The sequence below is a fragment of the Oceaniglobus sp. K40-3 genome (genome assembly GCF_055808395.1).
The window spans coordinates 1,479,261-1,503,827 of sequence record NZ_CM147868.1 but is presented as its reverse complement, the minus strand read 5'-3'; the positions used below and the strand labels follow the sequence as shown (position 1 = coordinate 1,503,827).

The 24,567-nt window shown below is 62.6% G+C and carries 24 protein-coding genes, 1 tRNA gene and 4 pseudogenes; 26 read left to right on the top strand and 3 right to left on the bottom strand.

Annotated elements, in window-relative coordinates:
• The first annotated feature begins 77 nt into the window (after nucleotides 1-77).
• From AC0L7P_RS07780 to AC0L7P_RS07730, 11 genes and pseudogenes are all read left to right on the top strand, one after another.
• Nucleotides 78-593 (top strand): GNAT family N-acetyltransferase, encoded by a 516-nt coding sequence (locus AC0L7P_RS07780; RefSeq protein WP_473435188.1) that lies wholly within the window; start codon nucleotides 78-80, stop codon nucleotides 591-593.
• Entirely contained in the window at nucleotides 590-781 is a 192-nt protein-coding gene (locus tag AC0L7P_RS07775) for a hypothetical protein (protein WP_473435187.1), read from the top strand. The genes AC0L7P_RS07780 and AC0L7P_RS07775 overlap by 4 nt, the downstream gene beginning before the upstream one ends.
• Nucleotides 711-1,121, top strand: a complete 411-nt coding sequence (locus AC0L7P_RS07770) for a GNAT family N-acetyltransferase (RefSeq protein WP_473435186.1) — start codon at nucleotides 711-713, stop codon at nucleotides 1,119-1,121. Before AC0L7P_RS07775 ends, AC0L7P_RS07770 begins: the two co-directional genes overlap by 71 nt.
• A 49-nt stretch (nucleotides 1,122-1,170) precedes the next feature.
• Nucleotides 1,171-1,467 (top strand): chorismate mutase, encoded by a 297-nt coding sequence (locus tag AC0L7P_RS07765; protein WP_473435185.1) that lies wholly within the window; start codon nucleotides 1,171-1,173, stop codon nucleotides 1,465-1,467.
• Nucleotides 1,468-1,508: 41 nt separating this feature from the next.
• On the top strand, nucleotides 1,509-1,862 hold the full coding sequence (gene rpsP, locus AC0L7P_RS07760) for a 30S ribosomal protein S16 (RefSeq protein WP_473435184.1): 354 nt from the start codon (nucleotides 1,509-1,511) through the stop codon (nucleotides 1,860-1,862).
• Nucleotides 1,863-1,919: 57 nt separating this feature from the next.
• Nucleotides 1,920-2,432, top strand: coding sequence for a ribosome maturation factor RimM (gene rimM, locus AC0L7P_RS07755; RefSeq protein WP_473435183.1), 513 nt, complete (start codon nucleotides 1,920-1,922; stop codon nucleotides 2,430-2,432).
• Between the two features lie 75 nt (nucleotides 2,433-2,507).
• On the top strand, nucleotides 2,508-2,669 hold the full coding sequence (locus AC0L7P_RS07750) for a DUF1328 family protein (protein ID WP_473435182.1): 162 nt from the start codon (nucleotides 2,508-2,510) through the stop codon (nucleotides 2,667-2,669).
• Between the two features lie 147 nt (nucleotides 2,670-2,816).
• Nucleotides 2,817-3,691: pseudogene (gene trmD / locus AC0L7P_RS07745) on the top strand (tRNA (guanosine(37)-N1)-methyltransferase TrmD).
• 10 nt (nucleotides 3,692-3,701) lie between these two features.
• The gene (rplS, locus tag AC0L7P_RS07740) at nucleotides 3,702-4,085 is read left to right on the top strand and encodes a 50S ribosomal protein L19 (RefSeq protein ID WP_473435181.1); all 384 of its coding nucleotides are present in this window, start codon (nucleotides 3,702-3,704) and stop codon (nucleotides 4,083-4,085) included.
• Nucleotides 4,086-4,096: 11 nt separating this feature from the next.
• Nucleotides 4,097-4,318, top strand: a complete 222-nt coding sequence (rpmE, locus tag AC0L7P_RS07735; RefSeq protein ID WP_473435180.1) for a 50S ribosomal protein L31 — start codon at nucleotides 4,097-4,099, stop codon at nucleotides 4,316-4,318.
• Nucleotides 4,319-4,510: 192 nt separating this feature from the next.
• Nucleotides 4,511-5,320, top strand: a complete 810-nt coding sequence (locus tag AC0L7P_RS07730; protein WP_473435179.1) for a division plane positioning ATPase MipZ — start codon at nucleotides 4,511-4,513, stop codon at nucleotides 5,318-5,320.
• Nucleotides 5,321-5,425: 105 nt separating this feature from the next.
• Here AC0L7P_RS07730 and AC0L7P_RS07725 read toward each other — a convergent pair whose 3' ends face one another.
• Nucleotides 5,426-6,199 carry a hypothetical protein gene (locus AC0L7P_RS07725; RefSeq protein WP_473435178.1) on the bottom strand — a complete coding sequence of 258 codons (774 nt, stop codon included), beginning with the start codon at nucleotides 6,197-6,199 and terminating at the stop codon, nucleotides 5,426-5,428.
• 183 nt (nucleotides 6,200-6,382) lie between these two features.
• On the opposite strand from AC0L7P_RS07725, the gene AC0L7P_RS07720 reads away from it, so the two are divergent.
• A tRNA-Met gene (locus AC0L7P_RS07720) sits at nucleotides 6,383-6,459 on the top strand.
• 52 nt (nucleotides 6,460-6,511) lie between these two features.
• A complete protein-coding gene (locus AC0L7P_RS07715) occupies nucleotides 6,512-6,925 on the top strand; it encodes an NUDIX hydrolase (RefSeq protein WP_473435177.1) in 414 nt (137 codons plus the stop codon).
• 3 nt (nucleotides 6,926-6,928) lie between these two features.
• Here the strand turns inward: AC0L7P_RS07715 and AC0L7P_RS07710 are convergent.
• Nucleotides 6,929-9,459, bottom strand: a pseudogene (locus AC0L7P_RS07710) (ABC transporter permease).
• Nucleotides 9,460-9,722: 263 nt separating this feature from the next.
• Between AC0L7P_RS07710 and AC0L7P_RS07705 the strand changes: the two are divergent.
• The 10 genes and pseudogenes from AC0L7P_RS07705 to AC0L7P_RS07660 all read left to right on the top strand — a co-directional run bounded on the left by AC0L7P_RS07705 (nucleotide 9,723) and on the right by AC0L7P_RS07660 (nucleotide 19,590).
• On the top strand, nucleotides 9,723-11,513 hold the full coding sequence (locus AC0L7P_RS07705; protein ID WP_473435176.1) for a gamma-glutamyltransferase family protein: 1,791 nt from the start codon (nucleotides 9,723-9,725) through the stop codon (nucleotides 11,511-11,513).
• Between the two features lie 225 nt (nucleotides 11,514-11,738).
• The gene (locus AC0L7P_RS07700; protein ID WP_473435175.1) at nucleotides 11,739-11,963 is read left to right on the top strand and encodes a hypothetical protein; all 225 of its coding nucleotides are present in this window, start codon (nucleotides 11,739-11,741) and stop codon (nucleotides 11,961-11,963) included.
• Nucleotides 11,960-12,682 carry a transporter substrate-binding protein gene (locus AC0L7P_RS07695; protein ID WP_473435174.1) on the top strand — a complete coding sequence of 241 codons (723 nt, stop codon included), beginning with the start codon at nucleotides 11,960-11,962 and terminating at the stop codon, nucleotides 12,680-12,682. The genes AC0L7P_RS07700 and AC0L7P_RS07695 overlap by 4 nt, the downstream gene beginning before the upstream one ends.
• Nucleotides 12,679-12,816, top strand: coding sequence for a hypothetical protein (locus AC0L7P_RS07690; RefSeq protein ID WP_473435173.1), 138 nt, complete (start codon nucleotides 12,679-12,681; stop codon nucleotides 12,814-12,816). The genes AC0L7P_RS07695 and AC0L7P_RS07690 overlap by 4 nt, the downstream gene beginning before the upstream one ends.
• On the top strand, nucleotides 12,813-13,412 hold the full coding sequence (locus AC0L7P_RS07685; protein ID WP_473435172.1) for an ANTAR domain-containing response regulator: 600 nt from the start codon (nucleotides 12,813-12,815) through the stop codon (nucleotides 13,410-13,412). Before AC0L7P_RS07690 ends, AC0L7P_RS07685 begins: the two co-directional genes overlap by 4 nt.
• Nucleotides 13,413-13,454: 42 nt before the next feature.
• Nucleotides 13,455-14,285, top strand: coding sequence for an ABC transporter permease (locus AC0L7P_RS07680; RefSeq protein WP_473435171.1), 831 nt, complete (start codon nucleotides 13,455-13,457; stop codon nucleotides 14,283-14,285).
• Nucleotides 14,285-15,205: an ABC transporter permease gene (locus AC0L7P_RS07675; protein WP_473435170.1), complete on the top strand. Its 921-nt coding sequence runs from the start codon at nucleotides 14,285-14,287 to the stop codon at nucleotides 15,203-15,205. The genes AC0L7P_RS07680 and AC0L7P_RS07675 overlap by 1 nt, the downstream gene beginning before the upstream one ends.
• A gap of 36 nt (nucleotides 15,206-15,241) precedes the next feature.
• Nucleotides 15,242-16,882: an ABC transporter substrate-binding protein gene (locus tag AC0L7P_RS07670; protein ID WP_473435169.1), complete on the top strand. Its 1,641-nt coding sequence runs from the start codon at nucleotides 15,242-15,244 to the stop codon at nucleotides 16,880-16,882.
• Nucleotides 16,872-17,819: an acetamidase/formamidase family protein gene (locus AC0L7P_RS07665; RefSeq protein WP_473435168.1), complete on the top strand. Its 948-nt coding sequence runs from the start codon at nucleotides 16,872-16,874 to the stop codon at nucleotides 17,817-17,819. Before AC0L7P_RS07670 ends, AC0L7P_RS07665 begins: the two co-directional genes overlap by 11 nt.
• Nucleotides 17,816-19,590 (top strand): annotated as a pseudogene (locus AC0L7P_RS07660) (ABC transporter ATP-binding protein). Before AC0L7P_RS07665 ends, AC0L7P_RS07660 begins: the two are co-directional and overlap by 4 nt.
• A 316-nt stretch (nucleotides 19,591-19,906) precedes the next feature.
• Here the strand turns inward: AC0L7P_RS07660 and AC0L7P_RS07655 are convergent.
• Entirely contained in the window at nucleotides 19,907-20,341 is a 435-nt protein-coding gene (locus AC0L7P_RS07655) for a hypothetical protein (RefSeq protein WP_473435167.1), read from the bottom strand.
• 147 nt (nucleotides 20,342-20,488) lie between these two features.
• Here AC0L7P_RS07655 and AC0L7P_RS07650 point away from each other — a divergent pair, with 147 nt between their 5' ends.
• The 3 genes and pseudogenes from AC0L7P_RS07650 (at nucleotide 20,489) to AC0L7P_RS07640 (ending at nucleotide 24,465) form a co-directional block, all read left to right on the top strand.
• Nucleotides 20,489-21,562, top strand: a complete 1,074-nt coding sequence (locus AC0L7P_RS07650; RefSeq protein ID WP_473435166.1) for an AI-2E family transporter — start codon at nucleotides 20,489-20,491, stop codon at nucleotides 21,560-21,562.
• Between the two features lie 3 nt (nucleotides 21,563-21,565).
• Complete coding sequence (locus tag AC0L7P_RS07645) at nucleotides 21,566-22,249, top strand: HdaA/DnaA family protein (protein ID WP_473435165.1); 684 nt, start codon at nucleotides 21,566-21,568, stop codon at nucleotides 22,247-22,249.
• Between the two features lie 40 nt (nucleotides 22,250-22,289).
• Nucleotides 22,290-24,465 (top strand): annotated as a pseudogene (locus AC0L7P_RS07640) (RNA degradosome polyphosphate kinase).
• Nucleotides 24,466-24,567: the final 102 nt, after the last annotated feature.

Sequence of the window (24,567 nt, the reverse complement as noted above, 5' to 3'; positions counted from 1 at the left end):
CACAAATACTCCCGCCGGAGGCATCCGGCACAGGCCACAGGTGCCACGCCCGCGATGGCACACGACAGGTGCGCCCGATGCTGATTCCGACAATCACAACCGAACGGCTGATTCTGCGCGGCCCGCGCGGATCAGACCTGCCCGCCTATACCGCGTTCCGCATGTCCGGGCGCAGCCATTATCTTGGTGGCCCGTTCACCGAGGCCCAAAGTTTTGAGCAACTTGCCGAAATCGCCGGTCATTGGCACCTGCGCGGTTTTGGCCGCTGGATCGTCGCCGACCGCGATGATGACACCCCGCTTGGCATTGTCGGGCTGTTCTTTCCGGTCCACTGGCCCGAACCCGAACTGGCATGGTCGGTCTTTGAGGCGGGCGAAGGGCGCGGCATCGCGTTCGAGGCGGCGCAGGCCGCCCGCGCCTACGCCTATGACACCTGTGGCCTGACCACCCTGATCAGTTGCGTCGCCCCTGAAAACACCCGCTCGCCTGCGCTGGCGCGGCGCATGGGGGCCACGCCCGATGGCAGTTTCGAACATCCCGATCACGGCACATTCCACATCTGGCGCCACCCCGGCCCGCAGGCCGCAGCATGACCGATATTGCCCGCCATATCCCGGTGGTTGAATCCGCCCGCCTGCGCCTGCGCGCCCACCGCCGCGCCGATTTTGACGCGGCTCGCGGCAATGTGGGCCAGCCCCCGCAGCCGTTTCATGGGCGGCCCGCGCGACCGGCGCGCGGCATGGGATGCCTTTACCAACGATTGCGCCGGTTGGGTGATTGACGGCCACGGCTGCTGGGCCATCGAGGCCCGCGATGGCGGCGCCTTCCTCGGGCAGGTGGGCGTTTCCCACCCCGACCATTTCCCCGAACCCGAACTGGGCTGGACCCTGCTGGACACCGCCGAAGGCCACGGATACGCCACCGAAGCGGCCCGCGCCGCGCTTGGCTTTGTGCGCGATACGCTGGGCTGGGCCTCGGTGGTCAGCTATGTCGCCCCCGGCAATACCGGCTCGGCCCGGGTGGCGGCCCGTCTGGGGGCCACCCCCGACCCCGACGCGCCCCTGCCCGACGGCGAAACGCCCGATGACACCATCGTTTACCGCCACAGGTTTCCCCAATGACCGAACGTGCGGCCCTGTGCCGCCCCGTTCCGCAGTTCAAAGGCCAGCCATGACCGACGATATCCAACGCGCCGCCGACCTGCTCAGGGGGCATCGCCAAAGCATCGACCGCCTTGATGCGATCCTCGTCTATACTCTGGGCGAGCGGTTCAAACACACCCAGGCCGTCGGCGCGCTCAAGGCTGAACACGATCTGCCGCCCTCTGATCCGGCGCGCGAGGCGACGCAGATCGCCCGCCTCGAAGCCCTTGCCAAAGATTCCGATCTTGACCCGGAATTCGCCAAGAAATTTCTGGCCTTCATCATCCAGGAAGTCATCAAACACCACGAAATCCACAAATCCTGAGGGCCGAAAGCCCGACCAAGCCATTCAAAGGAGAACACCAAATGGCCATGAAGATCCGTCTCGCCCGTGGCGGCAGCAAAAAGCGCCCCCATTATTCCATCGTTGCCACCGACAGCCGCATGCCGCGCGATGGCCGGTTTCTGGAGAAGCTGGGCACCTACAACCCCCTGCTGGCCAAGGACGACGAAAACCGCGTGAAAATGGATGCCGAGCGCATTCAATACTGGCTGTCCCACGGCGCCCAGCCCACCGACCGCGTGTCCCGCTTTCTCGAAGCGGCCGGCCTGCGTGACAAAAAGGTTCGCAACAACGCCAAGAAGGGCGCCCCCGGCAAGGCCGCCGTCGCCCGCGCCGAAGAAAAGGCCGCCAAGGCAGCCGCCCCCGCCGAAGAGTAAAGCCATCGCCCCGTGCCGCCCATGGCGCGGGGCAATTCCTGCCGGGATACCAAAACCATGCCTGACGAAGACCTGATCTGTGTCGGCTCTATCGCCGGATCGTTCGGTGTGCGGGGCGATGTTCGCCTCAAAAGCTTTTGTGCCGATCCCCAAGCGATCGCCGATTACGCCCCCCTCACCACCGGGGATGGTGCGCGCCGCTTTGACGTTGCCCTGACCGGCCATATCAAGACCGGCTTTTCCGCCCGGCTGTCGGGCGTCACGACCAAGGAACAGGCCGACGCCCTGCGGGGCACCCGCCTGTTCGCGCCCCGTGATCGTCTGCCCACTTTGCCGGATGATGAATATTACCACGCCGATCTGATGGGCCTTGCGGTGCATGACACCGGCGGCGCCCTGATTGGCATCGTGCAATCGGTGCAAAACCACGGCGCGACCGACCTGCTGGAACTGAAACTGCCCGGCGTGGGCGAAACCATCCTGCTGCCCTTTACCCTTGCGGTTGTTCCCACCGTCGATCTGGCGGCGGGCCGTATCGTCGCGGACCCGCCCGAGGGTCTGTTGCCGTAGGGCGGGAACAGGCAGGCACGTTTTGGCGTTATCCCCCTGAACCGGCCAATGGGCCGCACAAAAAGGGATAAACCAATGCTTCACCTCATTCTCGTTCTGATTGTCATTGCCGCTGTTGCGGCGCTTCTCGGCTTTGGCCGGATCTCGGGGGTTGCCCTGACCGGTGCAAAGTTTCTGATCGGTGTGGCGCTGGTGCTGTTCCTGCTGGTGCTGTTCGGGTTGATCGCGGTCGTCTGACCCGGCGCGGGCGGTTTCACGGGTTTCGTTCGGCAAAACATGTGCCAAAGCCCTGCGTCGCCCAACGCGGCCTGAGATCAGAAATTTCAACGCGTCGGGTGATGGTGAATACTTCAGGTATTGCGAGAAGTGCTGTAGGCCCCCGCCATGACAAACGAACCACCCGCCAAATCCCACGGGCGCCTCACCATTCAGGCCACGGCCCGGCCGCGCGAATTGATGCGCGACCGGCCCGACCTGAAAGGCGCATGGTGCGCCCGCATCATCACCCTGTTCCCCGAGGCATTCCCCGGGGTGCTGGGCGCATCGCTGACCGGCAAGGCCTTGCAGGACGGGCTTTGGCGGCTTGACCCCATTGATCTGCGCAGCTTTGGCGAAGGCAAACACCGCAACGTCGATGACACGCCGGCGGGTGGTGGTGCAGGCATGGTTTTGCGCGCCGACATCCTTGGGCGTGCCATTCGCCACGCCCAGCGTGACGTGCCGCAGGATCGGGGCAAATGGCCGCTGATTTACCTTTCCCCCGTGGAAAACCCTTTGATCAGCGGATGGCCGAGCGGTTTTCGCAAACCGACGGCATCACCCTGCTGTGTGGCCGTTTCGAGGGCGTGGACGAACGGGTGATCGAGCATTACGGCATCGAGGAAATCTCGCTTGGGGATTTCGTCATGACAGGGGGCGAGATCGCGGCTCAGGCCTTGATTGATGCCACGGTCCGGCTTATACCCCGCGTGCTTGGGAATCACGCATCCACGGAAGAGGAATCTTTTTCCACCGGGTTGCTGGAACACCCCCAATATACGAAACCTGCCCAATGGGAAGGCCGCGACATCCCCGACATTCTCCTGTCGGGTCATCACGGCAAGATCGCCCAGTGGCGCAGGGATATGGCCGAAAGGCTGACAAAGGAACGCCGCCCTGATCTCTGGCGGGCATATTGCAAGGCGCGCGATATGGACCCGATGGATGACCAAAGCTCTGAGGGTGCATCACACGTTGCGGGCAAACCCGTGCAAACATAGGAGCTTTCAGATGAATCTGATCGCACAGCTGGAGGCCGAACAGGTCGCCGCACTGGGGAAAGAGATCCCCGATTTCAAGGCGGGTGATACCATCCGCGTCGGTTATAAAGTGACCGAAGGCACCCGCACCCGGGTGCAGAACTATGAAGGCGTGTGCATCGCGCGCAAGAACGGCAAAAGCATTGCCGGTTCCTTTACCGTTCGCAAGATTTCCTTTGGCGAAGGCGTGGAACGCGTGTTCCCCCTGCATTCGACCAACATCGACAGCATCACGGTGATCCGTCGCGGCAAGGTACGTCGCGCGAAACTGTATTATCTGCGCGCGCGTCGGGGCAAATCGGCCCGTATCGCCGAAGTCACCAATTATCGGCCCCTCGCCGACAAATCCGCCTGAGGAGCAGCCCGATGAAAAAAGATACTCATCCCGAATACCACCTGATCGACGTCAAGATGACCAATGGCGACGTGGTGCAGATGAAATCCACCTGGGGCAAGGAAGGCGATCAACTGTCGCTGGACATCGACCCTTCGGTTCACCCGGCCTGGACCGGCGGCAACACCCGCCTGATGGATACCGGTGGCCGCGTGTCCAAGTTCAAGAAAAAATACGAGGGTCTTGGCTTCTGAGCCAGCCCACCGTGACGTTTCGTTCAAGGCCGCCCTTATCCGGGGCGGCCTTTTTCGTGCCCCGTGTCGCAATATCCCCGTCCGGGGCATTTAAATCTCTTTTGCGGCCTCCCCGCTTTAATTGCCCTTGCCCTGCCCATATAGTCCGCGCAAACCGCGCAGGCGGACAGACTGAGGGACAAGGGCGGGCACGTGGCGCATATTATCGTCGTCGGAAATGAAAAAGGCGGGTCGGGCAAATCCACGACCTCTATGCATGTTGCAACGGCACTGGTGCGGATGGGCCACCGGGTCGGGGCGCTGGATCTGGATCTGCGGCAGAAAAGCTTTGGCCGCTATGTCGAGAACCGGCGTCATTATCTGGCCCAAAAGGGGCTGGATCTGCCGGTTCCCGAATATCGCGATCTGCCCGATATTTCGCCTGACGCGCTTGAACCGGGCGAAAACGTCTATGATCGTCGCCTGTCAGCCGCCGTCGCGGGCATGGAGGCAACCAGCGATTTCATCCTGATTGATTGCCCCGGCAGCCACACCCGGCTGAGCCAGGTGGCCCATTCATTGGCCGACACCCTGATTTCGCCCCTGAACGACAGCTTTGTCGATTTCGATCTTCTGGCCCGGGTGGACGCGGAAACCAACCGCATCCTTGGCCCGTCGGTTTATTCCGAAATGGTCTGGAACGCGCGGCAGTTGCGCGCGCAAGCGGGGCTGAAACCCATTGACTGGATCGTTGTGCGCAACCGGCTGGGCGCCCAGCAGATGCACAACAAAAAGAAAATGGGCGAGGCATTGGGCCATCTGGCAAAACGGATCGGTTTTCGTGTCGCCCCCGGATTTTCCGAACGGGTGATCTTTCGCGAATTGTTCCCCCGGGGGCTGACCCTGCTTGATCTCAAGGATATCGGCGTCGGCAACCTGAACATGTCAAACATCGCGGCCCGTCAGGAATTGCGTGATCTGATCACCGAATTGCGCCTGCCCGGTGTCACCGCGGATTTCTGACCCCGCCACCACGCAACACATCCCATGCCTGCAAGGCCCGCGCGCTCAGGGGACGGGCCTGCCCGGACGCGGGACGCGGCAGATCGGGTTGCGGTGTCAGTGGCGTCAGACGGTGACGGCCCTTGTGGCTGGCCGGTTGCACGGCGCCCCCCGGCGGTTGCGGCCCTGTTCGGCGATCCGCAACAGGTGCTGGCGTTCCTCATATCGCACCCGGAAAACCGCCGTTCCCGCCCCTGCCGCCAACAGGCACAGGGCCAGCAGCACAAACCCCATGGGCCAGACCGAGCGGCGGGACGCGGTCAGGGCGATGGCCCGCCCCTGCGCGTAAATCCTGACGCCCAGCAGGCGATCCGCCACCACCCGCCCCTCGGCGCGCAGCAGATCGGACACCCGCCGTCCCAGCATCGCGGCACCGCCCAATTCACCATCAAGCGTGGCGACAGGTCCGAAATCACCGACCTTTTCAAACGGAGGCATCAGATTGGCAACATCCATCACCTCGGCATCCTGCATCGGCACATCGACATAGAAATAACCGATGATTGGCGGCGGCGTGGCTGCATCGCGCACCGCCGCAACGGCCAGCACCGGATAGGCCAGCGCGCGGGACCGGGTCAGCCCCCGACGGTAAAACACCTGAAGCGGTAGGGCGGCGTCAATCTGCGCCGCAATCATCACCTCGCCACTTGGGCCCTGGTTGGTGGCTTCGTCGAACGCCTCGATCATTACTCTGGCCGGTGCGCCGTGGCGCAGCGCCAGCGCCCGCGCCGCCGCCGCCTGCGACTCGGAATAAAACACCACGCAGGCCAGACCGACGAAAATCAACGCCGCAGCGTAGAACATCAGAGGGCGGGGCAAAAATAGTGGCAGGCGCGACATCGGGAAAACTCCAGCAGAACTATTTAAGTTTGTGCATGTTTTCCTTGGCATCACTGTGGCAATGGTTGGCAAGGATGCGGCAATTTCAGGCATTCGCGGTGACATGGCACAGGTTTGCGCAACAATGCGCCGGTTTCTGTTTGACACTGCCGCGCGGCAAGGCTAATTCGCGCCCATGTGAATGGCGTGGTAGCTCAGCTGGTTAGAGCACAGCACTCATAATGCTGGGGTCGGCGGTTCAAGTCCGCCCCACGCTACCACATGATTCTGGTCCGGCTGGAAATTGCGCAGGCGCTGTTGTCAGGTGGGCCCATGAATGATTTCCCGAAACTTGCCGCACTGGCCGTTGTTCTGCGCGACGATCATGTCTTGCTCGTGCAGCGCCGGAACGAACCGGATGCCGGGCTGTGGGGGTTTCCCGGCGGGCATGTGGAACATGGCGAAACCGCCCTTGATGCCGCCGCACGAGAACTGCGCGAGGAAACCGGCGTGATCGCGCGGCCCCGCCGCTATGTGACCAACATCGACGTTATCGAACGGGATGACACCGGGCAGGTCCGGTTTCATTTTCTTCTGGCGGCGGTGCAATGCGATTATGTATCCGGCACGCCACTGGCGGCGGATGATGCCGATGCCGCCGCATGGGTGCCCATCGCCACAGTGCAGCGCGGCGATCTGCCCATCAGTGACCGGGTGGTCGAGGTGATCGACGCCGCCCGGCGATAACCGCTATTGCGCGCTGCGCAGCACCCGGGCCGGGCGCGCCGCAAGGGGCCGCCAGGCAAAGGCCAGCCCCGCCAACAGCGTGACCAGAACACCGCCCACAACGATCAGCAGGGCCGAGACCGGTTCAAACACGAAATCGGTTTCCATCACGAACCGGCTGACGCCCCATCCTGCCGCGCCCCCCGCCACAATCGCCACCACACCCGCCGCCGCGCCCAGCATGGCCGAACGCAGGGCGAAACTGCCCAGAATGGTGGCCCGCGACGCGCCGAGGGTTTTCAGCACCGCCGCCTCATAGGTGCGCGCCCGTTCGCCCGCCGCCGCCGCGCCAATCAGAACGACACCCCCGGTAATCAGCGTCGCCAGCGCCCCATAGGTGATAGCCGAGGCGATTCCGCCCAGAACCACCGTCACCCGGTCGATCACATCGCGCACCCGGATCGCGGTAATATTGGGATAAGCACTGGCCAGATCGCGCAGAATCGCCGCCTCGGATGCCTCATCCGCGTAAATCGTGGCGATATGGGTGTGGGGCGCGCCCGACAGGGCGGCCGGATCGAACGTCATGACAAAACCGATTCCGGCGGTCGAAAAATCAACCTCGCGAAAACTGGTCACTTCGGCGGTGATGTCACGGCCCAACACATTGACGGTGATGGTATCGCCCAGCTTCAACCCGATCTCTGCCGCCTCTTCACTGGCAAAGCTGACCTGCGGTGGGCCGCTGTAATCCTTTGGCCACCATTTGCCCGCTGTCACCTTGGTGCCGGGCATGGGTTCGGCGGCATAGGTGATGCCCCGATCACCGCGCACCACCCAATGATCTCCGGCCACCTTGGTGGCATCTTCGCCGTTGATCTTGCTGATCACGCCGCGCAGCATCGGCGCGGTTTCCACCTTGCTGACGCCGGGATCGCCGGTCAGACGCGCCATGAAGCCATCCAGTTGATCGGGCTGGATGTCGACCATGAAATAGCTGGGCGCCACATCGGGCAAATCCCGGGCGATGGCGCCGCGCAGGTTGGAATCAATCTGCCCCACGGCGGCCAGCACGCTCAGCCCCAGACCCAGCGACAGCACCACCGACGCCGCCTCGCCTCCCGGCCCACCGACCGAACCCAATGCCAGCCGCAGCGCGCTGCGCCCCGCAAAAGCGGGCTGCGTGCCGCGCGCCGGGCCAACCTGCGCACCAATGCCGCCGCCCCCAGCAGCGCGAAAAAGGCGGCCCCAAGGCCAAGGGCGGCATAAAGCGTAAGCATCGCCAGCCCCGACAGCCACGCCGCAACCGCCACCAGCACCACCAGAATGCCCGCCAGCACCACGATATAAAACGCGCGCGGCATCACCCGCCCCGCAGCGCCAATATCGCGGTAAAGGGCGGCGGCGCGGATCTGTTCCGTGCGCGCCAGCGGCCAGAGGGTGAACAAAAGCGCCGTCAGCGCGCCATAAACCGCCGCCTCGATCAGCGGAACGGGATAAAGCGCAAATTCGATCGGCACTGGCAAATGCGCCTTGATCAACGGCGCAAACAGCAGCGGCGCCACCGCGCCAAGGGTCAGCCCGATCGCAATGCCAATGGCCGTCAGCACCGCAATCTGGATCAGATAGACCTGAAAGATCAGCCGCCCCTCGGCACCCAAGGTTTTGAGCGTGGCAATCACGCCGGTTTTCGCCTCAAGATGGGCACGTACCGCCGATGCCACCCCAACCCCACCCACGGCAAGGCCGGCAAGGCCGACCAACACCAGAAACGCCGAGAGCTGATCCACAAACCGGGTCAACCCCGGTGCGCCGTTGCGCCGGTCGCGCCAGCGGAATCCGGCGTCTTTCAACCGCCTATCAACCTGCCCCTGCACCGCATCAAGATCGGCCTCGGGGGGCAGGCGCAGGCGATATTCGGTTTCAAACAGGGTGCCCGGCTGTAACAGCCCCGATTGGGCCAGCGCCCCGGTGCGCACCAATGTACGCGGGCCAAGGCTAAACCCGTTCGCCCCGCCATCGGGTTCGACAGCCAGAACCGCCATGACAACAAAATCCTGAACCCCAAGGCGAAAGGTATCACCCGGGGTCAGGCCCAGCCGATCCATCAGCACCTTGTCCATCACCGCACCGGGCAGCCCGCCCTGCCCGTCCAGGGCCTGCGCCAGCGGCATTTCGGGCGACAGTTTCACCGCACCATAAAGCGGATAGGCACCATCCACGCCCTTCACTTGGGTCAACCCGCGTTCGGTGTCAGTGCCCCGTGTGACCGTGGCCATGGAACGGAAATCAACGATTTCCGACACCGCGCCCTGTTGATCCAGCCACGCGCGCTCGGCCTCGGGCATAAAGCGATAGGTCAGCCGGATCGACGCATCGCCGCCCAGCATCGACGCGCCTTCATGTTCCAACCCCCGGTTGATGCTTTCGCGCACGGTGCCAACGGCAGCAATGGCGGCAATGCCAAGGGCAAGACAGGCCAGAAAGACGCGAAACCCCTTGATTCCGCCGCGCAATTCACGGCGGGCAATCCGGGTGGCCAGGGTAATGCTCATGGGGCGCCTCGCTCTGCAACAGGTTCACTGACCCGAAACAACAACAAGCCGCAGCGGGAGGTGGACCCTACATATAGGGGGATGCGGCACAAACACCCCTTGGGCGCAAACTTTTTCGCCCCCGGGCCAGGGGGCCGCGCCCCTGCCACGCGGGCTTTGCGGGGCGCATGGTCGCGCTTTGACACCGGACGTTGCGCACCGCTATATCGGGTTCAGCATGGCGTGACCACAGCGCCGCGCGACCGGAAACAGGACCAAACCCCATGAACGATTTCACCACCCGCCCCGAAATCCGTGGCACCTTTGGCGTCACCACCTCAACCCACTGGATTGCCTCGGCGGTCGGGTTCGGGATTCTTGAAAAGGGCGGCAATGCCTTTGATGCGGCGGTGGCGACCGGTTTTGTCCTGCAAATTGTCGAACCGCATCTGAACGGCCCGGCGGGGGATCTGCCGATTGTGTTTCACGATGCCGCAAAGGGGGAAACCCGGGTTGTCTGCGCCCAGGGTGTGGCCCCGGCGGCGGCCACAATCGACCATTACACCGCGCAGGGCCTGCGCCTCATCCCCGGGTCCGGCCTGTTGGCCACAGTGGTGCCGGGGGCGTTTGACGGTTGGCTGTTGCTGTTGCGCGATTACGGCACGATCCCCCTGCGCGCGGCGCTGCAACCTGCCATCGATTACGCCCGAAATGGCCACCCCGTACTGCCCCGCGTGGCCCATACCATCGCCGGACTGGCCGAGTATTTCGCGGCGGAATGGCCGACTTCGGCGGCGGTCTGGGTGCCGAATGGCACGGCCCCCAAACCCAATGAAATATTCAAAAACCCCGATCTGGCCGACACCTATGAACGGCTGGTGCAGGCGGGCGAAGCGGCGGGCGATGACCGCGTCGCGCAGATCGACGCCGCCCGCAAGGCGTGGTCGTCGGGCTTCGTGGCCGAGGCGATTTTCGATTTCCTCGAAACCGCCGAAGTGCATGATGTGTCTGAACAAAAGAACCGCGCCGTTCTGGCCCCTTCCGACATGGCAAACTGGGCGGCCAGCTATGAGGAAACGCTGAGTTACACCTATCACGGCTGGAAGGTTCACAAGACCGCGCCATGGTCGCAAGGGCCGGTGCTGCTGCAATCCCTGGCGATCCTGCGCCATTTCGATCTGGCCGCGATGGACCCGATGGGCGATGAATTCGTGCATATCGTGATCGAGGCGATGAAGCTCGCCTATGCCGACCGCGAGACATATTACGGCGATCCCGCCCACAGCGATATTCCGATGCAGCATCTGCTGTCTGATGCCTATAACACCGAGCGCGCCCACCTGATCACGGCGCAAGCCTCGCTCGAACAGCGCCCAGGCCGCGTGCCGGGGTTTGAACATCTGGCCGATGCCTATATCGCCCGGGCGGCCCGGGATTTCGGGGTGGCACATGCCGCGCCACAAGAACCCACCATGGCGCATCTGACGGAAAAGCGCGGCGATACCGTGCATCTGGATATCATCGACCGGTGGGGCAACATGGTTGCCGCCACCCCCTCGGGCGGCTGGCTGCAAAGCAGCCCGGCGGTGCCGGGGCTTGGCTTTGCGCTGAATTCCCGGGCGCAGATGTTCTGGCTGGAAGACGGGCTGCCCACCTCGCTTGCGCCCGGACGGCGGCCCCGCACAACCCTGACGCCCAGCATCGCGGAAAAGGATGGCACCCAAATCGCCTTTGGCACCCCCGGCGGCGATCAGCAGGACCAATGGCAATTGATCTGGTTCCTGCGCCTTGTCCATCACGGGCTGGATCTGCAACAGGGCATCGACGCGCCGCTGTTTCACTCGCTGCATTTCCAAGGCAGCTTTTTCCCGCGAGAGGCCAGGCCGGGCGAAATGATGATCGAACCAAACGTCAGCCCCGGCACCATCGCAAAGCTGCGCGCACGGGGCCATCTGGTGACCGTGGCCGACCCCTGGACCGTTGGCCGCCTGACCGCGGCCCTGCGCCACCCCGACGGCACCCTGCAAGCCGCGGCAACCCCGCGCCTGATGCAGGCCTATGCCATCGGGCGTTAACCGACCCGCCGAAACACAACTGCGCGCCACCGCAACCGGGCGAAATATTCAGCGCGAAAACAACGTGTTTGGGTTATTTTACGCCCGAACGCGCGAACGGCTCTGGACAGAGCGGCACAGGTTTCGGTAACCTTCCTGTGAAACGCGGAGGATTCCGCATGGCATACAGGCCCCACGCTGCACATTTCATGTGCGCTTGGGGCCTGTTTTCGTTTGGGGGGTGGTGTGCGGCCAATCGTCGATCTTGGGGTTCTTTATTCGCGGTCGGGCACCTATGCCGCGCTGTCGCTGGCGTTCTTGCAGGGGGCAATGGATGGGATCGACGCGGTGAACCGCGCGCCGGAATACAACATCCGGTTCAACCCGGTGTTTCGCGACCCCGAAGGCCAGATCGAACGCTATGCCCCCTTTGCGCTGACATTCTGTCAAATTCGGGGGCGCGGCATGTGATCGGCTGCGTCACCTCATCCTCGCGCAAAGAGGTGATCCCGATTCTGGACCGCACCAGCGCGATGCTGTGGTACAACGCCCCCTATGAGGGGTTCGAAACCTCGAACCGGGTCATTTATTCCCATGCCTGTGCTAATCAGCACCTTCTGCCCCTGCTCAGCTGGTGTTTCCAGAATTTCGGCAAAACCCCCTATCTGGTCGGCTCCAATTATATCTGGGGCTGGGAAACCTGCCGGGTGGCGCGGATGCGGACCGATGAAATCGGCGGGCAGGTTCTGGGCGAACGGTTTTTGCCGCTCGACGACGAAGACATCGCCACCCTGATCGCTGAAATCGAAACCCTGCGCCCCCGGTTCATCCTGAATTCGCTGGTAGGGGCCAGTTCCTATGCCTTTCTGAAAGCCTACGCCGAACTGGGCCGGCGCGATGCGCATTTCAACGCCGAAACCTGCCCCGTCGTGTCGTGCAATCTGACCGAAGCCGAACTGCCCCTGCTGGGGCAAGCCGCCGAAGGGCTGGTTTCGGTCGGGCCGCATTTCTGCCCGACACATGCGGGGGACGGTCGGTCTTCGTCGCTGGAAATCACATCGTATCAGTCGGTTCTGACCCTTGCCGCGATACTTTCAACCCCGGAACAGCCCCCTTTGATCGCTTTATCGCCGATCAGGGGGCCCGGTTCGGAATCGACCCAGACACCCACCACCGTACGCTGGATGTGAAAATCGCGCAGGTGAAAAACGGCGTCTTTGAAACCATCGAACATTGGGAAAACGTCGCGCCCGATCCCTATCTGACGCGCCCGTCCCGCCACCCCCATGTGGCACGGCCCAGTTTGCAGGTGGTGTCACGATGAACACCGTGATGGACATTCCCAACCTCGATCAGGCCCATGCCATTATCGCACATGCGCCCCATGATGGCATCGCCGCACTTGAACGGCAGTTAAAGGCCATCGGCCTGAGCGTATCCCATGCCTGGCCCGAGGTTCCGGCCTCGGCCATCACGGCGGATTTTGTGTTTTACGACACCGACAAAGGGTATGACGCGCAATTCCCCTGGGCACCGGGGGCCGCCCCCATGCCGATGATCGCGCTGGTCGGGTCCGAGGCACCGGGACGGATCGAATGGGCATCACGTATGGGGGCGGATGCATTGTTGCTGAAACCCCTTGGATCAAGTGGCGCCTTTTCCGCCCTGTTGATGGCGCGCCAGTCGTTTGAACGCCGGCGCAGCTTTGCGTCTGAGATCAAGCAGTTGCGCCAACGCCTGTCGGCCCGTCAGACGGTTGTGCAGGCTGTGGTGTTGCTGTGCGCGCAGGGCAAATCCCAAGAGGCCGCCTTTGACCAGTTACGCCAACTGGCCATGGCATGGCGGCTGACCATGGAAGATGCCGCCGCACAGATCGTTGAGAATGCAGCCAAAGAAGGAAACCTGCGTGACTGCAATTGAACCCGCCCCCTGCGCGCCACCACACCATCGGCATGGGCCAGATTGCGCCGCCGCAAACTGGCGATGTTCGGGCTGTTTCTGATCGCGGCCACGCTGATCGGGGCGATATTCGCCCCCTGGCTGACCCCCTATGACCCCAACGCCCAGATGTTTGACGGGCTGACGATCGAAGGCGCGCCCATGGCACCGGGCGCGCAGTTTCCGCTGGGCACCGATCTGTTGGGCCGGGATCTTTTGACGCGCATTCTTTATGGCGCGCGGACCTCGCTGATTATCGGGCTGGTGGCCAATGGGGTTGCCCTGATGATCGGCACGTTTGTGGGGGTGACGGCGGGGTATTTCGGCGGGTTTATCGGCAGTGTGCTGATGCGGCTGACCGATCTGATGATGGCCTTTCCCGCATTGTTGCTGGCGATCTGCCTTGCCGCGATTTTTCAGCCGTCCCTGTGGATCGTGGCCATGGTCATTGCCACGGTGAACTGGGTTCAGACGGCGCGGGTGCTGTATGCCGAAACCTCATCCCTGTCCCAGCGCGAATTTATCGCCGCCGAAAAAACCCTTGGCGCGGGGCATCTGCGTATCCTGTTTCGCCACATCCTGCCCCATCTGACGCCGATGATCATCGTCTGGGGGACGCTGGGCATTTCAACCACGGTGCTGCTTGAGGCGACGCTCAGTTACCTTGGGGTGGGGGTGCAGCCGCCGACGCCAAGCTGGGGCAATATCATCTTTGAAAACCAGACCTATTTTCAGGCCGCCCCATGGCTGGTGTTCTTTCCCGGTCTTGCGGTTGTGATCCTTGCGCTGGCCTTCAACCTTGTGGGCGACGCCCTGCGCGATGTTCTCGACCCGACCCAGAGAGGGCGCGACTGATGCTGAACTTTCTGGGCCGCCGCGTGCTGCAATCCCTGCTGATCCTGCTGGGGGTGTCGTTCATCACCTTTGCGCTGCTTTATCTGCTGCCTGCCGATCCGGTGCGCCAGATTGCCGGGCGGTCGGCCACGGCACAGACCGTGGCCAATATCCGCGCGCAACTGGGGCTGGATCAACCCTTCATCGTGCAATACTGGCGCTATCTGGTGAACCTGCTTCAGGGGGATCTGGGGCGGTCCTATCTGCAAAAAACCGAGGTCAGCACCCTGATCGCCGCCCGTCTTCCGGCCAGCCTTCTGTTGATGGCGGGGGCGATTGCCTGCGAGTTGATCCTCGGGCTGACCATGGGGGTTATCGCCGCCCTGCGCCGGGGGTCGGCCACGGACAACACGTTGATGATTGTCTCATTCATCAGCGTATCGGCCCCGCAATTCGTTATTGGCCTGCTGCTGCTGTATGTCTTTGCGGTGCAACTGCATTGGTTCCCCATTGGCGGTTACGGCACCTTTGCGCATCTGGTTCTTCCGGCGGTGACGCTGGGGATACTCGGGTCGGGGTGGTACAGCCGGATGATGCGGTCCTCCATGATCGAGGTGCTGCGTCAGGATTTCATCCGCACCGCCCACGCCAAGGGCCTGTCCCGGTTGCGGGTGCTGCTGCGCCATGCCCTGCCCAACGCGATTTTGCCAATCATCGCCATGATCGGAATCGACGTGGGCATTTTCATGGGCGGCATCGTCGTGGTGGAATCGGTGTTCGGCTGGCCCGGCATCGGCCAACTGGCGTGGCAGGCGATTCAGCGCGTCGATATTCCGATCATCATGGGCGTCACCCTGGTATCGGCCTGCGCCATCGTCATCGGCAATCTGGTGGCTGACATCGCATCCCTGTTTGCCGACCCCCGGATCAAGGTCCGGTAATCAATCAAGAAACCAACCCCAACGCGGAGAAAAGAAATGAAAAAGTTTTTAACCACAACGGCACTGGTTGCGGCGCTGGCCCTGCCCGGTGTCGCCCTGGCCGATGCCCACAGTGACATGGACCCGAACGCCAAATCCGGCGGCAATATCACCATCACCTATAAGGATGACGTGGCAACGCTGGACCCGGCCATCGGTTATGACTGGCAAAACTGGTCGATGATCAAATCGCTGTATGACAGCCTGATGGATTACGCCCCCGGCACCACCGATCTGCGCCCCGGGCTGGCCGAAAGCTATGAGGTGTCTGACGACGGCACGGTGTTTACATTCAAACTGCGCCCCGGCGTGAAATTCCACAATGGCCGCGAAATGACGGCAGAGGATGTGAAATATTCGCTCGACCGCGCGACCAACCCCAAGACCCAAAGCCCCGGCGCCGGGTTCTTTGCGTCGATCGCCGGGTTTGATGACATTTCCAGCGGCAGCACCGACACCCTGAGCGGCGTCAAGGTGATCGACCCGCTGACCGTTGAAATCACCCTGTCGCGCCCCGATGCCACGTTCCTGCATGTCATGGGCCTGAACTTTGCCTCGGTGGTCGCCAAGGAAGCGGTGGAAGCCGCCGGCGATGATTTTGGCAAAATGGAAATGGGAACCGGCGCTTACAAGCTCAAGGAATGGGTGATCGGTCAGCGGCTGGTGTTTGAAAAGAACCCCGATTACTGGCGCGAGGGCCTGCCCTATCTCGACACCATCACCTTTGAAGTGGGCCAGGAACCCATCGTCGCCCTGCTGCGCCTTCAGAACGGCGAGGTCGACGTGCCCGGTGACGGCATCCCCCCCGCCAAGTTCCAAGAGGTGATGGCCGATCCGGCACAGGCCGCGCGGGTGGTTGAAGGTGGGCAGTTGCACACCGGATACATCACCATGAACGTCAAGATGCCGCCCTTTGACAATGTGGATGTGCGCCGCGCCGTGAACATGGCGATCAACAAGGAACGCGTCACCCAAGTGATCAACGGCCGCGCCGTTCCGGCGACACAGCCCCTGCCCCCCTCGATGCCCGGTTACACCAAGGGATACGAAGGCTATCCGTTTGATCCCGCCGCCGCGAAAGAGATGCTGGACAAGGCCGGTTTCCCGGATGGATTTGAAACCGAACTTTATGTGATGAACACCGACCCGAACCCGCGGATTGCACAGGCCATTCAACAGGATCTGTCCAACATCGGCATCAAGGCCTCGATCAAATCCCTGGCACAGGCCAGCGTGATCGCGGCAGGCGGTGAACCCGATCAGGCGCCGATGATCTGGTCCGGCGGCATGGCGTGGATTGCCGACTTCCCCGACGCGTCCAACTTTTATGGCCCGATCCTGGGCTGTGCGGGTGCGGTACAGGGCGGCTGGAACTGGTCGTGGTATTGCAACGAAGAGGTTGATGCCATGGCCACCGCTGCCGACAGCATGACCGACCCCGCCAAGGCCGAAGAACGGCTGCAAAAATGGTCCGACGTCTATATGAAGATCATGGACGACGCGCCGTGGGTTCCGGTGTTCAACGAACAGCGTTTCACCATGAAATCCGAACGGATGGGCGGCGCCGATGCGCTCTATGTCGATCCGGTTTCGATCCCTGTCAACTATGACTATGTGTATGTAAACGATGTGCAATAAATGCCCTGACTATACGATCCACGGCCATCAGCATCACTTCGGCTGGGACAATTCCATTGTCCCAGCCGAAAGGGTGGCCCCCGGTTCAACCATCGCGTTCAAATGCCATGACAGCTCGGCGGGCCAATTGTCCGCCGACAGCACCGTCAAGGACGTGGAAACCCTGGATTTCGGCAAGATCAACCCGGTTTCGGGGCCGATCTTTGTCGATGGGGCCGCGCCGGGTGACGTGCTCAAGATCACGATCGAGGGCTTTGTGCCGTCCGGCTTTGGCTGGACGGCGAACATTCCGGGGTTTGGCCTGTTGGCCGATCAATTCACCGATCCGGCACTGACCATCTGGAAATACGACCCCGATACGATGGAACCGGCGCTGTTCGGCAAAAACGGGCGTGTGCCCCTGAAACCCTTTGCCGGGACCATCGGCTGTGCCTTGGCCGAACCGGGGCTGCACAGCATCGTGCCGCCCCGCCGGGTGGGTGGCAACCTTGACATCCGCGATCTGGCGGCAGGCACGATCCTGTATCTGCCGGTCGAGGTTGCGGGGGCGCTGTTTTCGATCGGTGACACCCACGCGGCCCAAGGGGATGGCGAGGTCTGCGGCACCGCAATCGAAAGCCCGATGGACGCCACGGTGACGCTGGACCTGATCAAGGATACGCCCCTGAAAATGCCGCGTTTCACCACGCCGGGGCCGGTCACACGACATCTGGATGCCAAGGGTTACGAGGTGACAACCGGCATCGGCCCCGATCTGATGAGCGGCGCACGCGATGCGGTCAGCCAGATGGTTGATCTGCTCTGCGCGACCCACGGGCTGGCCGCCGAGGATGCCTATATGCTGGTGTCCACCTGCGGCGATCTGCGGATTTCCGAAATCGTCGATATGCCCAACTGGGTAGTTTCGTTCTACTTTCCGCGTTGTGTGTTTGAATGAACGTGATGCAAGAAAACGCCCCCGCAGCGCAGGTTGCGGGGGAAACGCCGATCCTGCGGGTTGATGATCTGACCATTTCGGTGCGCACCGAACAGGGGTTGATGCCCTTGGTGCAAAACCTGTCATTCACCTTGAACAAGGGCGAAACCCTTGCCATTGCCGGGGAAAGCGGGTCAGGCAAATCGCTCACTTCGCTTGCCGTCATGGGGTTGTTGCCCCCGCCCGCCGTGCGCGTCACGGGCGGCAGCATTGATTTTGACGGTCAACGGCTGACCGGGATGAAAGAAACCGCAATTCAGCAATTGCGCGGCAATCGCATTGCCATGATTTTCCAAGAGCCGATGACCGCGCTGAACCCGGTCATGCGGATCGGGGCGCAGTTGATCGAAGCGATCCGCGCCCATGAACGCATTTCCGTGGCGTCGGCGCGCAAACGCGCGCTGGAGGCCGTGCGCGCCGTGCGCCTGACGGAACCGGAACGCCGCTTGCGCCAGTATCCCCATGAATTGTCAGGTGGGATGCGTCAGCGGGTGGTTATCGCCATGGCCATCGCCCTGCGCCCCGACATTCTGATTGCCGATGAACCCACCACCGCGCTGGATGTCACCGTGCAGCGCGAGGTGCTGGATCTGCTGCGCGATCTCAGCCGCGAATTGGGAACAGCGTTGATCCTGATCACCCACGACATGGGGGTCGTTGCCGAAATGGCCGACCGGGTGCTGGTGATGCAACAGGGCCGGATGGTGGAAGAGGCGCCCGTGCAGGCGCTGTTTGCCGCCCCGCGTGAGGCATACACGCGCGCCTTGCTGGCCGCGGTTCCACGCATGGGCGCCGGGCGCGGCCAACACCCCGATGGCGCCGCACCGCCGCTGGTGTCGTTCCGCGATGCCCGGGTTGCCTTTGATCTGCACGGCGGGATTCTGGGCCGGGTGGTGCAGCGTGTTCATGCGGTCGAGGGGGTATCGTTCGATATATATCCCGGCGAAACATTCGCGCTGGTGGGGGAAAGCGGCTGTGGCAAATCCACCATCGCCCGGGCGCTGACCGGGCTGGTGCCACACACGGGCGATATTCGCTTTGCCGGGAACCCCTTGGGCAACACCGCCGCCACCCGCAAACTGGTCAGCCGCGAATTGCAGATGGTGTTTCAGGATCCGATGGCGGCCCTGAACGGGCGGATGACCGTTGGCAATCTGGTGTGCGAACCCATGGTCATTCACGGAATCGGCACCGCCGCCAGCCGCCGTGAACGGGCCGCAGAATTGTTCGCGCGCGTCGGGCTGAGCGACGACGCGCTTGACCGCTATCCCCACGAATTTTCCGGCGGTCAGCGCCAGAGGGTCTGTATTGCCCGGGCGTTGGCGCTGAATCCGAAACTTATCATCGCGGATGAAAGCGTTTCGGCGCTGGATGTGTCGGTTCAGGCCACGGTGCTGGACCTGCTGGCCGAGCTGAAGCACGAGATGGGCATGTCCTATCTTTTCATCTCGCACGATATGGCCGTGGTTGAAAACATCGCTGACCGGGTGGCGGTGATGTATCTGGGGCAGATCGTGGAGATGGGCACCGGCGCGCAAATCTTTGGCGATCCGCGTCACCCCTATACCCGCCGCCTGATTGATGCGGTGCCCCACGCCGATCCGACGCGCACCCTGCCCCCCGGGTTATCGCATCGCAAGACCCGCCAAGCCCGATCCGCGCCGTGGGCGATGCCCCGCAAACCGTTGTGCACGATGATGTGGGCGGGGGGCATCTGGTTGCCCGCAGTTAGGCCGGGTTGGAAAGGCTGGAAGGGCGCAGGGGGTGGCGGAGTTGGCCACCAACCCCCTGGCCGGATGCAGCGCCGCTTGGGGAAAAGCGCGCTACCTTTACCCCCTGACCACCGGGGCATATGGCCCCCCTTGCGCACCGGGACAGCGCGCTTTGATCAAGGGCGGACAGCCGGGGCGCCTGAATGAATGACGCTGCCGACTGCCCGATGTTTCCGGGAGTAATTCCCCGCTCACGAAACAAGATAACTTTGACGTAAGGGAACGAAGAAAGAAAGTAAGGGAAACCTTACCCTGGGTCAGCCCGCACTTTGCGGTTCAGTGCAGGTGCGCGCTCAGTTTCGTGATGTTGTCGCCGCCGATCTCGGGACCATAGACCAGGTCTTCCCTTTCGGCGCGCGACATGGTTGCAATGGCCTTGCGATCGGGGAATTTCTCGATGCATTTCGCCAGGACCGACTTTTGCACCGCAGGAAGATCGCCCACGGGAATGAACGGACTGCGGCTGGTGTGAAACGCATCGTCGCCAATCTTTTCAACGCTGAGCGTTTCACCGTCGATAACTTCGTTGCCGATACTGTATTGCGGATGGGCATGCACCGTTTCGCGCCCGACGTTCTGGGCGATATCGTGAAACTGGGTGATATGCCCGAATGAATGCCCGTTCTGGAAATATACGGTCGGGTTTTCGCCAATCTTGCCCGTGATCCCGATAATGTTGCCCGCTGTATAAAATTCGTCGCGATAGCCCATGGTAAATGCCTCTGTGCCAGGTTTCGCGCCCCCATGACGCAGGGTCAACTTACCGGGATGGCAATGCGCTGGCAAAGGTTTTACACCGCAAAATGCTTGCACGCGTTCCTGCCATGGGCGACAACACACCCCGCAGGAGGATGCGCCATGGCACTGACGGTGCGCGAACAGGTCAAATACTGGGGCATCGCCATGGCGGTGTTTTTGTTCGTGCTCTGGTGGCTGGGCGGGGTCATCATGCCGTTTCTTCTGGGCGGCGGCATTGCCTATTGCCTTGATCCCATTGCCGACCGGTTAGAGCGGCTGGGACTGGGCAGAACCATGGCCACCGCTGTGATCACCATTCTTGGCCTGCTGTTGTTTGTGGTGCTGGCCCTCGCGGTGGTGCCAACCCTTGTCTCTCAGGCGGCCGGACTGATCGAATCGGCCCCCAAGATTGCAAACAACCTGCAAACCTTTCTGACCGAGCAATTCCCCGATCTGGTCGACGAAGGCTCGGTCGTGCGCAAATCCTTGGCCGGGCTGGGCCAGACGATCCAAAGCAAGGGCGGAGAACTGCTCAACGGGGTGCTGGCATCGGTCAGTGGCATCGTCAACGTTCTGGTGCTGTTCGTGATCGTGCCGGTGGTGGCGTTTTACCTGCTGCTGGATTGGGACAGGATGGTCGCCCGGATCGACGCCCTCGTGCCGCGCGACCATGTGCATACCGTGCGCCAGATCGCCCGCGATATCGACAACACGCTGGCCGCCTTCATCCGGGGCCAGGGCACGGTTTGCCTGATCCTTGGCGTCTATTACGCCGGGGCGCTGATGCTGGTCGGGCTGCCCTTTGGCCTTGTGGTGGGGGCGATTGCCGGTGCGCTGACGTTCATTCCCTATGTGGGCGCCCTTGTGGGGGGCGGGCTGGCCCTTGGGTTGGCCCTGTTCCAGTTCTGGGGCGATTGGCTGTGGATCGTGCTGGTCGCGGTGATTTTTCAGGCCGGGCAATTGATCGAAGGCAATGTCCTGACCCCCAAACTTGTCGGCTCATCCGTCGGGTTGCATCCTGTGTGGCTGATCTTTGCGCTGTCGGCCTTTGGTGCCCTGTTCGGCTTTGTCGGGCTTTTGGTGGCGGTGCCAGTGGCCGCCTCGCTGGGGGTCATCATCCGCTATGCCCTGGCGCAATACCGGCAAAGCCAGCTTTACCGTGGCACCGCACCCCGCGACGTGGATGAAAGCTGACCCATGGAACGGCAACTCACATTTGATCTGCCCAGCGTACCGGCGCTGGGGCGCGAGGATTTCTTCGTTTCGCCCGCCAATGCCCATGCCGTGGCCGCGCTGGACGGCTGGCGCGACTGGCCCCTGCGCAAACTGGCCCTCAGCGGCCCGCCCGGCGCAGGCAAAACCCATATGGCCCATGTGTTTGCCGCCGCCACCGGCGCGCCGATCATCGCCGCCGCCGCGCTGGCGCAGGCCGATATTCCCGCCCTCGCCCCCGGCCCGCTGGTGGTTGAAGACGTGCCCGCCATCGCCACCACCCCCGATGCACAGCGCGCCCTGTTTCATCTGCACAACCTGTCACAGGCCGAAGGCGGCACCCTGCTGCTGACCGGAGTGGATGCCCCGGCCCAATGGCGCCTGACCCTGCCCGATCTGGCCAGCCGGATGCAGGCCGCCGATGTGGCCCGGATCGACCCGCCCGACGATAATCTGCTGGCCGCCGTGGTGGCCAAGATGTTCGCCGACCGGCAGTTGAACGTCGAACCCGAGGTGATCCGCTATCTCACCCTGCGCATGGAACGCTCGTTCGCCGCAGCGCGCGATCTGGTGACCCGGCTCGATGCCATTTCCCTGACCGAAAAACGTCCGATCACCAAACCTCTGGCGGCGCGGGTGCTGGACAAGGGCGACACGCCAGAGGCATGATTGTCATATTTCAGTTACAGCGATTGGTCATATACCGCCCATGAGCATCACCGATTTCTTGACCGCCCCCTTCCCCGACCCCGCCGATCTGTCCGATGTCGATCTGACCGGCCCGGCCCGGTTTTTCAACCGCGAGCCTAAGCTGGCTCGCGTTCAACTGGCGCGTTCTGGAAGAGGCGGGAAACCCCAGGGTGCCGCTGCTGGAACGGCTGCGGTTCCTGTCGATCAGCGCGACAAACCTTGATGAATTCTATACCGTCCGCGTCGCCGGCCTGCGCGAGCTGGCCCAGGCAGGCAATACCACCCCCGCCGCCGACGGGCGCACGCCGGCGGATCAGCTTGTTCTGATCGACAACGACGCGCGCACGCTGCTGGACCAACAACAAAGCCAGTTTCAGGAATTGCGCGCCCTGCTGGAGGCCGAAGGCATCAGCATCCTGGCCCGCGACCACCTGGACAAGGCCGATCTGGCGCATCTGGAAAACGTGTTCCTGACCCAGGTGTTTCCGATCCTGTCCCCTCTGGCCATAGACCCGGCGCACCCCTTCCCGTTCATCCCCAACACCGGTTTTTCCCTGGCGCTGCAACTGGAACGAAAGGCCGACCGGCGCAAGCTGCGCGCGCTGCTGCCGATCCCGGCACAAATCGACCGGTTCGTGCGCCTGCCCGCCGCCGATGGACAGGCCCGGTTCCTGCCGCTTGAGGAATTGCTGTTGCTGCACCTCGGCTCGCTTTATCCCGGGTATACCGAAAAAGGCTCCTGCGCGTTCCGGGTGCTGCGCGACAGCGATCTGGAGGTCGAGGACGAGGCCGAGGATCTGGTGCGTGAATTCGAAGTCGCCCTGAAACGCCGCCGCCGGGGCGAAGTGGTGCGCCTGACCATCTCGACCGGCGCACCATCGGGCCTGCGGCGGGTCATCATGGGCGAACTGCCCGTGCGCGACAACGAGGTGATCGAACTGGACGGCATGATCGGCATGGCCGACCTGAAAGAACTGGTGCTGGACGAACGCCCCGACCTGCTCTGGCCCAGCTTCACCCCCCGGGTTCCCGAACGGGTGCAGGACCACGACGGCGACATGTTCGCCGCGATCCGCCAGAAAGACATGCTGTTGCATCACCCCTATGAAACCTTTGACATGGTGGTCCGGTTTCTGGCGCAGGCGGCAAATGACCCGGATGTGGTGGCGATCAAACAGACATTGTATCGCACCTCGCGCAATTCTCCCATCGTCTCGGCCCTGTGCGACGCGGCCGAGCAGGGCAAATCGGTCACCGCCCTTGTGGAACTGAAAGCGCGATTCGACGAGGCCGCCAATATCGCCCAGTCCCGGCGGCTTGAACGCGCCGGCGCCCATGTGGTTTATGGGTTCCTCAACCTCAAGACTCACGCCAAGATTTCAACGGTGGTGCGCCGGGAAGGCGATCAACTGGTCACCTATACCCACTATGGCACCGGCAATTACCACCCGATCACCGCCCGCATCTATACCGACCTGTCGTTCTTCACCTGCGATCCGGCCCTGGGACGCGATGCCACACGGGTGTTCAATTACCTCTCGGGATATGCCGTGCCCGACCGGCTGGAAAACCTGTCGATCTCTCCGCTGTCGCTGAAAACCGCCCTGATTGACATGATAGGAAACGAAGCCGCGAACGCCGAAGCAGGCAAGCCCGCCGCGATCTGGGCCAAGATGAATGCAATCGTCGACGCCGATGTGATCGACGCGCTTTATGCGGCCTCTCAGGCAGGGGTGAAAATCTCGCTCGTGGTGCGCGGCATCTGCGGGCTGCGCCCGGGCATAAAGGGCCTGAGCGAAAACATCCGCGTCAAATCCATCGTCGGGCGGTTTCTCGAACATTCGCGCATCGTCTGTTTCGGTAATGGCCACGATCTGCCCAGCAAAAAGGCCCGGGTGTTCATCTCATCCGCCGATTGGATGGGCCGCAATCTGGTGCGCCGGGTGGAAACCCTGGTTGAATGCACCAATGCCACGGTAAAGGCGCAGATCGTGTCACAGGTGATGGCCGCCAACATGGCCGACACGGCGCAAAGCTGGATCTTGTCGCCAGACGGCAGTTTCGAACGCACCCTGCCCGACGACGACACGCCACCGTTCAACTGCCACAGATTTTTCATGGAAAATCCATCGCTTTCCGGGCGCGGATCGGCTGGCGCCGGGGATGTACCCGAACTGACCCATTCCGAGGACTGAGCCCGTGGCCCGGTTCGGATTTTGAGTATTTTTATCAGTAAAAAGGTGCGTGTCTTTTTACTGATCCAAATACTCAATTCCACAGATGCAGCTGAACGAGCC